This window comes from Thermodesulfobacterium sp., assembly GCF_030445475.1.
GTDB classification, from domain to species: domain Bacteria; phylum Desulfobacterota; class Thermodesulfobacteria; order Thermodesulfobacteriales; family Thermodesulfobacteriaceae; genus Thermodesulfobacterium; species Thermodesulfobacterium commune.
The window spans coordinates 1-15006 of the sequence record NZ_JASUTP010000009.1 but is presented as its reverse complement, the minus strand read 5'-3'; the positions used below and the strand labels follow the sequence as shown (position 1 = coordinate 15006).

The following is a 15006-nucleotide window of genomic DNA, read 5'->3' as shown; positions in this document are numbered from 1 at the left end:
AAAGAATTTTTTTTATTTTTTTTAATTTTTTCAACTTTTTTATTTGAAACTATAGATAAAAACATAAGCTTAAATTTTTAAAACACCTTTTTATCTTTTAGATTTTTTTACAATTGACACCACTTTCTTCATAAAAGAAAACTAAAGGACCTTTTATTTCTTCTGTGACGATTTTTTGTTGGTCAGCTATACAAATGATAACCCCTGGATAGACCTTTTCTAAAACTTTTACGGTTTTTTGTTTAAATAAACCAAGATCTTTTTTCAGTTCTTTTAACCTTTCTAATAGTTTTTTCAATTCTCTGTCGTAAAGCTCATACTGTTCAAAAAGTCTCTCGATTATTTTTTCTTTTTCAGGCGTAACCCTACCCTCCTTTATAAGTTTCTTCCCCATCTCAATTCCTGTTTGTAATTTATTTAAGGTTTCTTCATAAATAATACTTTTTTGGAGTACCTTAAAATACTCAGTGATCAAATCTGTCTTATATCCTGCATAAACCTTAGTAAGAGTCTGGGTTTCGTTGCCTAAAATTTTAACCTCTACGTTACCACCACACTTTATTTCTGTACCATAAATTAAACCTTTACCTGTGCTAGCTAAACACCCTCCTGACACCGTAGCTTTACCAAAAATCATATAATTCTTAATCAAAAGATCTCCGTCTACTTCTAAACTTGCATGCTCAACCCCTCTAACCTCAGCTCTACCTTTTACTTTAACCTTAGTTTCTCCCCCTCTTATGATCCCATCACACAGAAAATTCCCTTCTATCTCTATCAAAACTTTGTTTTCTGTCCCTCCGTAAAGTTCTAAGTCTCCCTTGACCCTAACCTTAAATCCAAACTTTATGTCTCCTTTAATAGTTAATTTTTTACCTATAAACCTTATGTTACCTACAGAAAAATCTACATCTCCGTCGATAGTATACTCTGACAAAATTTCAAGTTTATTACCCTGTAAACCCACCACTCCGCTTGTTTTAGCCTTAACCCATCCTTCTTCGTCGATAAAAAGATTTTCCCCTAAGATAATCTTTGCAGATTCCTTTACCTCAGGAGAAGGTATAGGTTCGCCTAAAACGTTCATGCCTGGTATACCTGGAATAGGAGGAATCCATTTTGCTATAATTTCGTTTGGTTCAACACAAATAAGTCTTTTAGGTGCTTCTCTCAGATCCTGAGTATCTAATTCGAGTTTTTCGGTCTTAGCATCTGATAATAAAAGAGCAAACTTTTCTAAAAATTCTAACTTTTCTGGAATGGGTGGTGTAGGAGGTATTCCTTTAGCTACTATTAATTTATCGTCTACAAGTTCTGGCTCCTCTAAAACCCCAAAAATGTTTGCTTTTTTCAGTTCTTCTTTTATTGTTTCCCAGTTTTTGATAAAATCTTTAAGAAGAACCCGTTCTGAAGGTTTTACAGGCAAATATACTAACATTTCATCTTGACTTAGATATAAAAGAAAATCTCCAAACCACAAACCCTCTTTTTTAAACTTTAACTTGTCTATCATTTTAAAGATCGAACCTCTAACACTAATACCTCTTGATTTTCTCTTATCTTATATTCTGGGTCAACATATATCTTCCATATAGCTACGATTTTTCCTTTATGTTCTATGATTAAAACCTGATCTCTAAGATGATGGGCTACACCCTTTTCTTGGAAAAACTTTTTTATCTTTTTATGCCCTAATCCAGAAATAAAAACTCTATCTCCAGGCTTTCTGTTTCTCACTTTAAAAGGAAAAATAAGTTTCTCAGCTGAAAAACACATCATCAAAGGTGTTTCCTTTACTTCCTTTAAAGATTTCATCTTATAAACTTTTAAAATCTCTTGAGTTGGAAGTAAATATTCCCCCTCTGCCGTTACTTCTAGTTCAAAATAAGGAAGAGCAGAGCTTTTCTTAGAAAAAGCTAAATAACCTGGACCACGATAGGCTATATAGTCTCCAGGAAGGCTTACAGGACCTTTTATATTCTGGGTAACCAAACGTTCTAAACTTTCAAGATGAGTAAAAGTAATCCTAAACAAAGGTAGACCTATCTCTTGAAAAACCAGAAAGTATATTCTTTTTCTTAAAGTAGGAGAAAGATTTTTAAGTTCATAAAATTTTAAACGCAGTGTGTTTCCCTCAAACACTTTTAATTTTTCATAATGCTCTTTAGCAAGATCTTCGATAAGCTCCTCTTCTTCTGCTATGATTAACGCAACTTTTTTAAGATTTTGTTTAATGTTTTTGTTAAAGGTTTGTTCTAAGTATGGAATTAAAAGATGTCTTACTCGGTTTCTTAAAAACCTTAAATCATCGTTGGTTGGGTCTTCAACCCATCTAAGCCCCCTCTCCTGAGCAAAGTTTTTTATCTCTTCTTTACTTACAAATAAAAAAGGTCTTATGATAAGGTCCTCTCGTTTAATAGGTATTCCTGCAAGACCTCTTTTACCAGTACCTTTTATAATTTTTAAAAAAATTTCTTCTGCCAGGTCGTCTAAATGATGAGCCAGGGCAACTTTTTGAAAATCATACTTTTTGGCTAAAAAATACCACAATCTGTATCTTAATTCTCTTCCTGCCATTTCTAAACTAAGTTTTTCGCGCTTGGCATAAAGAGGCACAGGAGAAGCTGTATAAAAAAAAGGAATTCCCTTTTGTTTGCAAAGTTGATACACAAACATCGCATCTTGATAGGAATTTTTTCTTATCTTATGGTCATAATGAGACACAAAAAGAGAAAGTTGGTAGTCCTTTTTTAAGAGACAAAAAACCTCTAAAAGCGCTACAGAATCAAGCCCACCAGAGATACCAAGAAGTACTCGGTCTCCCTTTTGTAAAAGCTTAAACTTTTCGATAACCTGTTTAATGGTGTTAATAAACATGCCTAAGGATATCTTTAGCGTTTTCAGGATAAAGCTCGTAGGCCTTTTTAGCAAACAATGAAAGTTGTTGATAAACCTTGCCCAAATCGGGAAGAGGTTTAAATTCTTTAAAAATTAAATCCAAAGGAGGAGGTGTCTCTATTTTTAAAGCCTCAGAAAGAGAAGACCAAACTTTTTCTTTGTCTTCTATAGCACCAATTTCTAATCCTTCTCCAGAAAGTCTGTTAAAAAAACTTAAAATATAACTTAAATCAAATTTTTTATAAAAGTTTTGGGTTTCTTCTTCTAACTCTTGATAAAACTTTTTAAGGTTCTCTAATTTTAATAAATACTCCTTTAAAACCTTACTAAACCTTTTATATACAGTAAAAAAAAGCTTTACAAACTTACTTTTGGTGGTTAGAGAAAATGAAGAGGTTATATTAGAAAAAAGCTTTTTTTTGATAGTCTCTTCAGGCTGAGTAAATTCTTTAGAAAAAATTTCTTTACTTAAAATACAAACTTCTCTTAAAGGAAAATCGGTAGCTTTTTCAAATGCAGAAATTAAATCCTCATCTTTATTTAGTAGAAAAAAAATCCGCCAACTGTTGTTAAACACTCTCTTATATAATTTTTTTAGTTGGTCGCATTCCTCTTTGAAAAGGTTCCATTTTTCTTCTAAATAGACTTTTTCTCTAAAATAGTTTTCAGCTATTTCTTTTTTGATTTCTATGCTTAAACTTTCTGAAAACTCATCCCAGTCTTTTATCATTTTGCTTTAACTTTTCTGGATATTGATCTTACCATTTTCTAAACTAAAAATTATCGGTCCAGGTATCTCCTCAACAACTGTATAAAACACATCAGCAATCCCTACCATAACCCCCGGATAAACCTTTTCTTGAACTTTGATAAACTTAGACTTATACAAAGAAAGTTCTTTTTTAATAATTTTTAGTTGTTGTAAAAGCTCTTCTAACTCTTTAGAATAAAGTTCATATTGTTTTTGAATCTTTTCAAGAATCTTTTGTTTTTCTGGGGTTAAGTTTTTTTCTTTTTTAAGCCTTTCTCCTAACTCAATGCCCACTTTAAGTTTGTTTAGCGTCTCTTCTAAAAGTATAGATTGTTGAATCTTTCGCAGATAGTCATCTATCAACTCAGGTTGGTATCCCGCTAAAATTTTGGTAGAAGTATGGGTTTCATTTCCTAAAATTTTAGCTTCTATAACATCACAAGCTTTAACTACCCCTCCATAGATGATCCCTTTACCTGCATTAGCTTCTATCTTTCCAGACACAAAGGTTTCCGAAAAAATAAGGTAATTTTTTACTACTAAATCTCCCAAAACTTCTAATTTAGCATGCTCAACCCCTTTAACCTCTGCTTTACCTTTTACTTTAACCTTAGTTTCTTCCCCTCTTATGATCCCATCACACAAAAAATTTCCTTCTACCTCGATCAAAACCTTATTCTCTGTCCCCCCATAAAGCTCTAAGTCCCCTTTGGCCTTCACCTTAAAACCAAACTTTACATCTCCTTTGATAATCAACTTTTTACCTATAAAATCTATATTTCCTACAGAAAAATCCACATCTCCCTTTATTTCATATTCAGGAAAAATATCGATGGTATTTTGATGGTAAATAACAACTCTTGACTGTTTAGCTCTGATAGATTTTTCTTCATCTATAAATAAATTTTCTCCTAACCGGATCTGAGATTGAGAGGAAGGTTGGGGAGCCTGAAGGGTTTCTCCAAACACATTAACCCCATCTAAACCAGGAATAGGAGGATACCATTTTCCAATTATTTCGTTTTCTTCGGCACACACTATTTTTCTATGAATCTCTCTTATATCTTTTCTCTCTTCTTTATCCTGTAAATCCACAGGCTCATCTTGAAAAGAAATAACCTTAGCAAATTTTTCCAAAAGTTCTATTTTTTCTGGTACAAAAGGAGTGATAGGTACTCCCTTTGCTACAACCAATCTATTATTTAAAACTTCTGGTTCTTCAAGCACCCCAAAGATACCTTCCTCTATAAGTCTTGATTTAACTTGAGGCCAAACTTCTTTAAATTTTTTAAGATTTTCTTCAGTAGGTATTTCATCCCAAAAAAACATCAATTCATCTTCAGATACTTTAAACTCAAATCCTTCCAAATTAAGCCCTTCTTTTTTTAATTTATCCTTATCCATGAGGCTCTTTTTTCCAAGATTTTTCTTCTCCTCTTAAAAGCCTTTTTATATTCTCTTTATGCTTATACCAGATTAAAATACCCAAAAAGGTTGCACATATTATATATTCGGTAGAATAGTTAAAAATAAAAAGGTTTATAGGTAAGAAAAAAGTTGCGAGTAAGGATCCTACAGAAACAAAACCTGTCAAAGCTACACCAGCTAAAAAGGTTAATAAACTTACTAAAATCGCTTTAGGTGCAAGAAATAAAAAAACACCTATGGTAGTAGCCACCCCTTTTCCACCTTTAAAACCCAAGAAAACAGAAAAAAGATGGCCTAATACAGCAAAAAACCCAGCTAAAGAAAGGATTAATTCCTGAGAATACGGTGTTTTTGAGCTTAAAAAAGAGGCTATTAAAAGAGCTAAAACACCCTTAGAGGCATCTCCTAAAAAGGTTATAAAACCCCATTTTTTACCTAAAAGTCTGGCAACGTTAGTAGCCCCAGGATTTTTACTGCCTTCTTTTCTTGGGTCTACTCCAAAGGGCAAACAGACCACTAAGGCAAAAGGAATAGACCCTAAAATATAACTTATTATAGAGATAAAAATTAAATAAACCACAAAGAAATTTTAAACGAATTTTTAAAATTGACAAGAAACAAGCAGGTAAAAATGAAAGGTCAGTACTAAAAATAGCACTGACCCTTAAAATTTTTGGCTATAAACTGGGGTAAACGCTGACTACTTTTCTTCCGTTTTTGGTTTCAAACTTAACAAATCCACTTATCTTTGCAAAAATAGTATAGTCTTTGCCAACACCCACGTTAAAACCAGGATGAACTTTAGTACCTCTTTGCCTAATAATGATTTCACCTGCTTTTACAAACTGACCACCATACCTTTTAACCCCTAAACGCTTAGAGTTAGAATCTCGTCCGTTTCTTGAGGAACCTCCTGCCTTCTTATGAGCCATTTATCTTTCCCCCTATTCCAAAATTTCCTTAATTTCTAACGTAGTTATAAGCTGTCTATGCCCTCTTTTCCTTTTATAACCCTTTTTTGGCTTTTTCTTAAAAACGATCACTTTCGGTCCTTTAGAATGTTCTACCACAGAAGCAATCACCTTTACTCCTTCGACTAAAGGAGTCCCCAGTTTTATTTCTCCATCTTTATTAACTAAAAGAACCTCTGAAATTTCTACAGTATCTCCTACATTAGCTTCTATTTTTTCTACTTTGATTTTATCACCAGGTTTTACTACATATTGCTTTCCACCAGTCTTGATCACGGCAAACACGAAAATCCCTCCTTCCTGAAATTTTTCACCTTAAAAGATATCTTAAAAACAGGTTTTGTCAATATTGTTTATCCGTTGTTTTAAAATTTGTTTTCTGTCATGAATAACCCTGATATTTTAAATCATCTATTCATTTTTTAAATACCACATGATTTTTTATATAAAATGTTAATTTTTGAAAAAGAGAGACTTTTCAAGAAAGAGTTTATCCTCAGTAGAACAATCTATTTTTAACCTCCAAATGCTGTTATTTTATTGACTTTTAAACAAATACTAATAAAATATTTATCATGAACCTTACTTCAAAACGGGCTTATTTTAAAAGATTTTATTTCCCTTTAAGTTTTTTACTCTACAAAAGTAATCTTTCTCCTAATTTTATTACTTCTCTTTCTTTAGTATCAGGAACGATAGCTGGTGTTTGTTTTTATTATGAATACTTATTGACAGCTGCCTTTTTGTTACTTTTATCTGGCCTTTTAGACCTTATGGATGGAGAAATAGCAAGAATCTCCGGCAATACCACCAAATTTGGAGCAGTTTTTGATTGGATAGCAGATAAGTGGGTAGATGGTATAGTTTTAGGTACTATTGCCTATATCTATACTGATGCTTTTTGGACGATATTAGCTATAGTATCTTCTATGCTCCACTCCTTTCTCAAGCCTGTGGTATATGCTGAAATAGGATATCAGGTAAAACTAAAAGGAAAAATCCAAGATCCTTTAGAAAACGTCGGTTTTTTTGGTCGTCCTGAAACTCATCTAAGCATCTTAATCTTTACCTTTTTAGAGAAATTTGCTCCTTATGAAATCGGACTCGAGTTTGGTATAAAGTTTATCACTGTCTTCACCCTATTTTCTCTTATAACAAGGATTTTATACTTATATCAAAACTGTAGAGGGATAAAAGATGAATAGACCTTATGTAATAATAGTATCTGAGGTTACAATAGACGGAAAGCTTACATTATATAGAGGAGCTTCAAGCAAAGAACTAATGAGTTTGATGACCAAAGAAGTTTATCGCTATTTACATGGTATAAGAGCTGAGGTAGACGGTATCATGGTAGGTTGCGAAACAGTAAGAACAGATGATCCAAGTTTGACCGTAAGGTATGTAGAAGGTAAAAACCCGGTGAGAATCATTCCTTGTTCTACGGCTAACGTACCTTATAATGCTAACATTTTTTCTAAAGATGCTCCTACCATCATTGCTACTACCCAAAGAGCTCCTAAAGAAAAAATCGAAAAACTTAAAGAGCTTGGGGCTGAAGTTATCGTTGCTGGAGAAGAGTTGGTAGACTTTGAGGTACTTTTATCAGAGCTTTATCAAAGAGGAATAAAAAAATTGATGGTAGAAGGAGGGTCTTCTATTAACTGGGAGTTTGTGAAAAATAGATATGTAGATGAAATTAGAATCATCCATCTTCCAGTGATAGTAGGTGGAAAAAACGTACCTACCTTTGTAGGTGGAGAAGGGTTTAAATCGCTTAGTAAGGTATTAAAACTTAAAATCCAAAAATTCTTTCAGATAGACGATTTTTTGATTTCTGAGTGGAAAGTTCAAAAATAAAAAGAGTAAGTGGTTAAAAGGCATTTGTTTTTCACAAATTGAGTTATGGTTTCTACTACCCAATTTATATTTCTTCGTAGAGCATCTTTAGTGTAGTGTGCAGTATGAGGGGTAAAGATAACGTTAGGATAACTCAAAAGATGAAGGGTTTTCAAAGCTTTTTCATACTCTTGAGGTGAAAATCTATTCTCTAAAATTTTTTCCATTTCAAGTAATACCCTTTCTCCTTCAAATACATCAAGAGCAATCCCTCCTTGTAGTTTTCGATTTTGTAAAGCCCATATTAAAGCTTCTGTATCTACTATAGGTCCACGAGCGGTATTAATTAACATAGCTTCATCCTTTACTAATTTTATATTCTCAAGATTTATCATATGATGAGTTTTAGAATAATATGGAACCATAACTACTATTATATCAGAGTGTTTTAGCAACTCCTCCAAAGAGACATAACTTACCCCAAATTTTTCTTTTAACTGAAGGTCAGGCTTTATGTCATGCGCTAAAATTTTCATACCTATTCCATAAGCTATCCTTGCAACTTCTTTCCCTATGTTACCTGTACCTATAATCCCTATGGTTTTACCAAATAAGTCAAACCCCAAAAGTCCTTCTCTTGAAAAATCTAAGTTTTTAATCTTTGAAATAGCCGTAGGAAACCTTTTTGCTAAAGCAAAAATAAGACCTATAGTATGTTCTGCTACGGTAGTAAAAGCAAAGTAAGGAGAATTGGCTACTATTATACCTCTTTTTTGACAGGACAAAATATCTATATGGTCTGTGCCTGTGGTTCTTGTGATGAGAAGTTTTAAGTTAGGAAGTCGATCTAGTACTTTTTCGTCAACCAAAGAACGAATGTAAATCACTGCCACATTTAAGTCTGAATAAGCATCACCCGTAAAACTATCTAAAGGTTCTGAGGTGAAAATAAGATCTAAATTACTTAATGATTCTCCTAAGTTTTGTTTTAAAGTCTTTAAATAAACTTCCTTTTCCCAGTCTCTCTCGATTTCAAAGATACCTATTTTCATGATTTAACCTCTCCAAAATAAGCTGTATAAAATACTTTACTTACCTCTTCTTTAGAATACTCATCAGCTACCTGCCATATAGTTAAGATATGATAAGCCTTGTCTATCAAGTATTCTAAATCTTTTTCAGGAATTTTTAAATCTTTTAAAGTATAAAGAAGTCTCAAGTCCCTTAACCAGTTTTCAAAGACTTCGATCCCCATTTCTATAGAGATTTTATCTTCTATTTTTATGTTGAAAACTTTTTCAAAAAATTTATGAAGAAGTTTGTTTTTTCTATAAACCTTTATCCAAGCATAAGTTATGACTGCTAAACCCAGTCCATGAGGAAGGTCATATACTCCGCTTAAGGTATGTTCTAAAGCATGAATAAAAAACCTGTATTTTCCCATACCTGCTTTAGGTAATCCGCATAAAGCTAAAGAAGAAGCCCACATAAGATTAGCCCTGGCTTCATAATTAGTAGGGTCATACATAGCAGCCTTAGACCATTTCATAAGGTTTTTCATTAAAGCTACCATAAGGTCTTCTGTAAGGCAGTCTTTTTTATATTCTCTACTTATAAAAACCTCAAAAACATGAGAAAAGGCGTCAAAAGCCCCATAAGCGGTATAATCAGGAGGTACAGTAAAAGTAAAGGTAGGGTCTAAAAAAGTAAGTTTAGGGAAAATCCAGGGAGAGTTCATAGAAAGTTTAACCTTTGTTTCGTCGTTCACTATAACGCTTATGTTGTTTAGCTCTGAACCAGTACCAGCGATAGTAGGCACTGCTATTATAGGGAGAGCTTGTGTAGGAGAATCTTTTCTTTCATAAAAATCCCATATCTTTTCCTCTGCAAAAACCCCACAGGCTATAGCCTTGGCAGTGTCTATTACACTTCCGCCTCCGGTAGCCAAAATGAAATCAACCTTTTCTTCTTTGGCTACCTTGATACCCTCTAAAACCTTAGATAAAAGAGGGTTAGCTTTTACTCCCCCAAATTCTATATACTCTATATTAGCTTTTTTTAAGACCTCTTTAACTTGGTCATAAACTCCGTTTCTTATTATGGATCCCCTTCCAAAAACCCAAAGGGCCTTTTTCCCTATACCTGAAACTTCTTTAGGAAATTGTCTCAAAACTTTTTTACCAAAAAAAACTTTTGTAGGAAGATAAAACTCAAAATTTTTCATCGATTAACCCCCTTCTAAAATAAAAATAGACCTATAGGGCTTACCCCTATAGGTCTATTTTTAATCAAAAACCAAAATAAATCAACCGGTTATTTTAAATTTTTTCTCAACTCTACCAGTTTCTCTACCACCTCAGGTTCTGCCAATGTACTGGTATCTCCCAAGTCTTCAAACTGTTGTGCTGCTATCTTTCTTAAGATCCTTCTCATGATTTTTCCGCTTCGAGTTTTAGGTAACCCAGGTGCAAAAAGTATGAAGTCAGGGGTTGCTATAGGACCTATAGCTTTTCTAATATAAGAGACCAACTCTTTCTTGAGTTCTGGAGTAGGCTCAAAACCTTCTTTAAGTACGATGTAAGCAAAGATCCCTTCTCCTTTAATGTCATGAGGGAATCCCACCACTGCAGCCTCTGCTACTGCAGGGTGTTCTACAAAAGCAGACTCTAATTCCATCGTACCAAGCCTGTGTCCAGAAACGTTGATAACATCGTCAAGTCTTCCCATAATCCAGAAATAGCCGTCCTCGTCTTTTCTGGCACCATCTCCTGTGTAATAATATCCTGGAAACCTGCTAAAATAGACCTCTTTAAACCTTTTTTCATCCCCCCAAACCCCTCTTGCCATACCAGGCCAGGCTCTTTTGATACAAAGATGACCTCCCTCGTTGATGTCTGCCTCTGTTCCGTCAGCTCTTAGGATAATAGGCTCTACTCCAGGTAAAGGATAAGTAGCTGAACCAGGTTTCTGAGGTACTGCAAAGGGTATAGGGGCTATCATATGTCCACCGGTCTCGGTTTGCCACCAAGTATCTACTACAGGACAGCGTTTACGTCCTACATTAACATAAAACCAAACCCAAGCCTCTGGGTTTATAGGTTCTCCCACCGTTCCTAAAATCCTTAAGCTCGAAAGATTGTATTTCTTAGGCCACTGATCTCCCTCTCTCATCAACGCCCTTATCGCTGTAGGAGCTGTATATAGAACAGTTACACCATAACGGTCTACCAACTCCCACCATCTTCCTGGATCTGGATAAGTTGGAACCCCCTCATACATAAAAACCGTAGCTCCTAAAGCTAAAGGACCGTAAACTACATAGGAATGCCCGGTAATCCAACCTATATCAGCAGTACACCAATAGATATCGTCTGGTTTTAGGTCAAAAACCCACTGGGTGGTATGCGCGGCATATACCAAGTATCCACCTGTGGTATGGTAAACTCCTTTAGGTTTTCCTGTAGTACCTGAGGTATATAGAATAAAAAGAGGATCTTCAGCATCCATTACTTCATATTCACAATACTCAGCTACACTTAAATCTTTTTTTAAGTCGTCGTATAAGATACAACGGTTATCTTTTAGTTCTATAGGATCACCAAAACGGTTTAACACAATACAATGTTCTACGCAATCACAATCTCTTATAGCCTCTTCTGCCCTATCTAAAAGAGTTATTCTTCTTCCAGCTCTATAAGTGCCATCACAAGTGATAACTACCTTAGCCTGAGCATCAAGAATACGAACTTTAAGGGCTTCTGAGGAAAAACCTCCAAACACTACACTATGGATAGCCCCTATTCTTGCACAAGCCAACATCGCTGCCACAGCCTCTGGCATAGTAGGAAGATAAATGGTTACCCTATCACCTTTTTCTACACCTAAATTCTTTAAAATCTTAGCAAACTTACATATCTCACTGTGCAGCATATTATAGGTATAAACCTTGGTGTCTCTGTCAGGTTCTCCTTGCCAAATTATAGCTGCCTTATTTTTTATAGCTGGGTTGTCTAAATGTCTATCTACACAATTAAAACAAGCATTTAGCTTACCACCTTCAAAAAACTTGATCTCTGGTTTGTAAAAATCCCAATAACAAGTCCTATCCCAATACTTAAACCAAGTTATCAACTCTTTAGCCCTCTCAGCCCAAAACTCATCAGGGTCATCTAAGGAATACTGATAAATTTGTTTATATTTATAACGAGAAGAAATGTAAGCCTGGTCTTTACCTTCTTGAGGAGGATAAAAAATCCTTTCCTCTTTCAACAAAGATGTTAACTCTGCCATATCTACCTCCTTTTTGAAAATTTTATTTTAAAATAAAATAAAATAAATATTAAAAATCTTTTGCTATTATACGTGGGGTTTTATGATATCTCTTAAGGTTATCATACCTACTAATTTTTCTCCTGAAATAACCGGAAGCCTTACCACGTTTGCCATCGCCATAAGTTTAGCCGCATATTTTATATCATAGTAATCAGGAACGGTGATACACGGTTTGGTCATAACTTCTAGAACCCTAACTTTTTCCAAAGGGAGTCCCTTAGCTATAACTTTATAAACTATGTCTTTAACTGTGATAATCCCATAAGCATCTTCTTCGTCTACCTTATCAACTACCAACCCTCTGTAACCAGTTTTCATCATCAACTCTGCGGCTTCTTTCACCGTAGCGTTACCATCAATAGTAACTACCGGAGTAGTCATTACATCTCTCACTTTTATCTTTTCAATCTCTATCATAAGCCCCTCCTCCTTATAAAATGATTTATTAAGTTTTATATTACAAACATAACAAAATTTAAAATAGCTTTGTTAAAAATTTCACTAATCTAAACTTATAAGAGTATGCTTTACATTTTATATAACAAGATTTATGCCTGGCTTCTTATAATCAAAATTTCAAAAAAAACTAGCTTTTTATGAAAAAATAAGTGATGAAAAAAACCTCAATGAGAAAAAATACCTCAGTTATGTCTTCTAAGAAATTATCTTCAAAACCTCTTTTTTTATTTTTTCTATCTTTTCTCTTATCTTTTCTTCATCTACAGTCAAGACTTGATAATTTTTCATAATCCATTTTCCATTAACCATTAGGTGAGACACACAACCTGCTTTTGCTGTATAGACTATAAGAGCGAGAGGATTGTAGTCTGGTTGTAAAGAATGATTGTTGAGGTCTATCACAGCTAAATCTGCTTTATAACCTAGGGAAAGTTTACCTGTATCTAAAAAACCTAAGGCCTTACTTCCTCCTTCGGTAGCAGCATAAAAAACTTCTTTAGCGGTAATAACCGTCGGGTCCTCTTTGATCCCTTTTTGGATTAAACAGGCGGTCCTCATTTCAGAAAACATATCAAGGTCGTTATTACTAGCAGGCCCATCAGTACCTAAAGCCAGGTTTATACCTGCCTTTATTATCTCAGGGATAGGTGCAACCCCTGAGCCTAACTTTAAATTACTCTCTGGACAATGGATAAAACTGGACTTAGCTTTAGACATAAGTTCTATTTCTTTAGGAGTTATCTTAACCCCATGGACAGCTATAAGATTTTCATTAACCCCCCCTATTTCAGCAAGAAGCTCTATAGGATTTTTACCATAACGCTCCCTTATCAGTTTTATCTCTTCTTGATTTTCGGAAAGATGAATGTGAAGTTTAGCTCCATATCTCTCAGAAATTTTGAGACAAGACTTTATCGTATCCGGAGAACAAGTATATAAAGTGTGAGGACATACCGCTATTTTTATTAAAGGATGGTTTTGAAAATTTCTTAACAAACTTTCTGTTAATTCCAACCCTTTAACTAAAGGGCCGTAACTTGGAGAAGGAAAATCAAAAAGACCTTCTCCAAGTAACCCTTTTATCCCAGATTCTTCTGTGGCTTTTATAACTTCTTCTTCAAAAAGATACATATCACAAAAAAGAGTAATCCCCGACTTTATCATCTCTATAAGAGAAAGCAAACTTCCCCAATAAACCCATTCTTTTTTTAATTTAGCCTCTACAGGAAAAATATATTGGGTTAACCAGGTCATCAAAGAAAGATCCTCTGCTAAACCTCTTAAAATACTCATAGGAATATGAGTGTGTGCGTTAACCAATCCCGGCATCAGAATACCGTTTTCAAATACCTCTCTTTCTACGTTTGGGTATTTATTAATAAGTTGCTCTTTAGTACCTATATCTAAAATAACTCCTTTCTTTATAAAAACCCCACCTTCTTTTATAGGAGGTTCATAAGCCGAGGGCACTACCCATTTGGCTAAAATCAACTTCTCATCCATATGTTTTAACCTCTTACTAAGTTTAAAAATCTTTCTAAATTAAACTCTTTAGCTACCATCTCTTTAGCCCTCAGTGCCTTACCCTTTTCCTTTAAAATGGCTTTTCCTACTAAGGCCTGTATTTTTTCAACTGCCGAGAAGGTATCAAGAGAGGTCACCACAATTGGCACTCCCTTTGTCTTAGCTATGTTTACCACCATCTCGCTTGGATACAAACCCCCTGTCAAAAGTAAACACTTGGTAGAAGTCTCTAAAGCTAAAATCTGAATGTCTGTCCTGTTTACCCCTGTTATCACTAACTTGTTAGGTATCCTTAAAAAATACCTCATCGCATTCTCAGGGTCCATCGCACCTATCGTAATGTTCTCTACAAACTCATCAAGCTTGTCCTCACAACACACAATACCCCCGTTAACCACCTCAAGTAGCGTCCTAACCGTTACTGCCTCAAGCAACTTGTCCTTCTTGAAAACCCCTAAAACCTCTATACCCTTACCCTCTAAGTATGGAACCACCTTCTCCTTTACATAAGGATATTCCTCAACAGGGACCTTGTTTATCACCGCACCGGCAAAATTTTCTCCTAAAAGCTCTTTGATTCCTAAAATGTCGTCTACCGAGGTCTCTCCATCCCAAAGCTGAACTATTAATCCCTTGCCTTTTAATTCTTTTATTAAATGAAAGCTGTCTATCCCAAGGCTGTAGCCTTCAAAAATGTTGTCTCCCCCAACCACAAAAAGGTAATCCTTAAGTTCAGCCTGTTTTTTTATAACCTCTCTTATCTGCTGGTCTACAGATATGTCTTCTCCTTCAAACAGTTTGTAC

Annotated in this window: 15 protein-coding genes; 2 read left to right on the top strand and 13 right to left on the bottom strand. The window is 34.6% G+C overall.

Annotated features, from left to right (window positions below):
• Positions 1-97 precede the first annotated feature (97 nt).
• The 7 genes from PWP26_RS04395 to rplU form a co-directional block, all read right to left on the bottom strand.
• Complete coding sequence (locus tag PWP26_RS04395) at positions 98-1513, bottom strand: DUF342 domain-containing protein (RefSeq protein WP_301399031.1); 1416 nt, start codon at positions 1511-1513, stop codon at positions 98-100.
• On the bottom strand, positions 1510-2877 hold the full coding sequence (tilS, locus tag PWP26_RS04390; protein ID WP_038060068.1) for a tRNA lysidine(34) synthetase TilS: 1368 nt from the start codon (positions 2875-2877) through the stop codon (positions 1510-1512). The genes PWP26_RS04395 and tilS overlap by 4 nt, the downstream gene beginning before the upstream one ends.
• Complete coding sequence (locus PWP26_RS04385) at positions 2867-3628, bottom strand: hypothetical protein (protein WP_273011509.1); 762 nt, start codon at positions 3626-3628, stop codon at positions 2867-2869. Before PWP26_RS04385 ends, tilS begins: the two co-directional genes overlap by 11 nt.
• A gap of 6 nt (positions 3629-3634) precedes the next feature.
• The gene (locus tag PWP26_RS04380) at positions 3635-5053 is read right to left on the bottom strand and encodes a FapA family protein (protein ID WP_301399029.1); all 1419 of its coding nucleotides are present in this window, start codon (positions 5051-5053) and stop codon (positions 3635-3637) included.
• Entirely contained in the window at positions 5046-5657 is a 612-nt protein-coding gene (gene plsY, locus PWP26_RS04375) for a glycerol-3-phosphate 1-O-acyltransferase PlsY (protein ID WP_301399028.1), read from the bottom strand. The genes PWP26_RS04380 and plsY overlap by 8 nt, the downstream gene beginning before the upstream one ends.
• Before the next feature lie 97 nt (positions 5658-5754).
• The gene (gene rpmA, locus PWP26_RS04370) at positions 5755-6009 is read right to left on the bottom strand and encodes a 50S ribosomal protein L27 (RefSeq protein ID WP_273011502.1); all 255 of its coding nucleotides are present in this window, start codon (positions 6007-6009) and stop codon (positions 5755-5757) included.
• A gap of 12 nt (positions 6010-6021) precedes the next feature.
• Complete coding sequence (gene rplU, locus PWP26_RS04365; RefSeq protein WP_353735831.1) at positions 6022-6333, bottom strand: 50S ribosomal protein L21; 312 nt, start codon at positions 6331-6333, stop codon at positions 6022-6024.
• Between the two features lie 290 nt (positions 6334-6623).
• On the opposite strand from rplU, the gene PWP26_RS04360 reads away from it, so the two are divergent.
• Positions 6624-7253: a CDP-alcohol phosphatidyltransferase family protein gene (locus PWP26_RS04360; RefSeq protein WP_301399027.1), complete on the top strand. Its 630-nt coding sequence runs from the start codon at positions 6624-6626 to the stop codon at positions 7251-7253.
• Positions 7246-7908, top strand: coding sequence for a 2,5-diamino-6-(ribosylamino)-4(3H)-pyrimidinone 5'-phosphate reductase (locus PWP26_RS04355; protein ID WP_301399026.1), 663 nt, complete (start codon positions 7246-7248; stop codon positions 7906-7908). Before PWP26_RS04360 ends, PWP26_RS04355 begins: the two co-directional genes overlap by 8 nt.
• Here PWP26_RS04355 and PWP26_RS04350 read toward each other — a convergent pair.
• The 6 genes from PWP26_RS04350 to PWP26_RS04325 form a co-directional block, all read right to left on the bottom strand.
• Positions 7899-8939: an NAD(P)-dependent oxidoreductase gene (locus tag PWP26_RS04350; RefSeq protein ID WP_287568584.1), complete on the bottom strand. Its 1041-nt coding sequence runs from the start codon at positions 8937-8939 to the stop codon at positions 7899-7901. The genes PWP26_RS04355 and PWP26_RS04350 overlap by 10 nt on opposite strands.
• Entirely contained in the window at positions 8936-10111 is a 1176-nt protein-coding gene (locus tag PWP26_RS04345) for an iron-containing alcohol dehydrogenase (RefSeq protein WP_301399025.1), read from the bottom strand. Before PWP26_RS04345 ends, PWP26_RS04350 begins: the two co-directional genes overlap by 4 nt.
• Positions 10112-10200: 89 nt before the next feature.
• Entirely contained in the window at positions 10201-12177 is a 1977-nt protein-coding gene (gene acs, locus PWP26_RS04340; RefSeq protein ID WP_301399024.1) for an acetate--CoA ligase, read from the bottom strand.
• 66 nt (positions 12178-12243) lie between these two features.
• The gene (locus PWP26_RS04335) at positions 12244-12636 is read right to left on the bottom strand and encodes a CBS domain-containing protein (protein ID WP_051754421.1); all 393 of its coding nucleotides are present in this window, start codon (positions 12634-12636) and stop codon (positions 12244-12246) included.
• Positions 12637-12873: 237 nt separating this feature from the next.
• Positions 12874-14181 carry an amidohydrolase gene (locus PWP26_RS04330; RefSeq protein WP_038060081.1) on the bottom strand — a complete coding sequence of 436 codons (1308 nt, stop codon included), beginning with the start codon at positions 14179-14181 and terminating at the stop codon, positions 12874-12876.
• A 5-nt stretch (positions 14182-14186) separates the two neighbouring features.
• On the bottom strand, positions 14187-15006 hold an 820-nt coding region (locus tag PWP26_RS04325), incomplete at its 5' end, for a DRTGG domain-containing protein (RefSeq protein ID WP_301399023.1).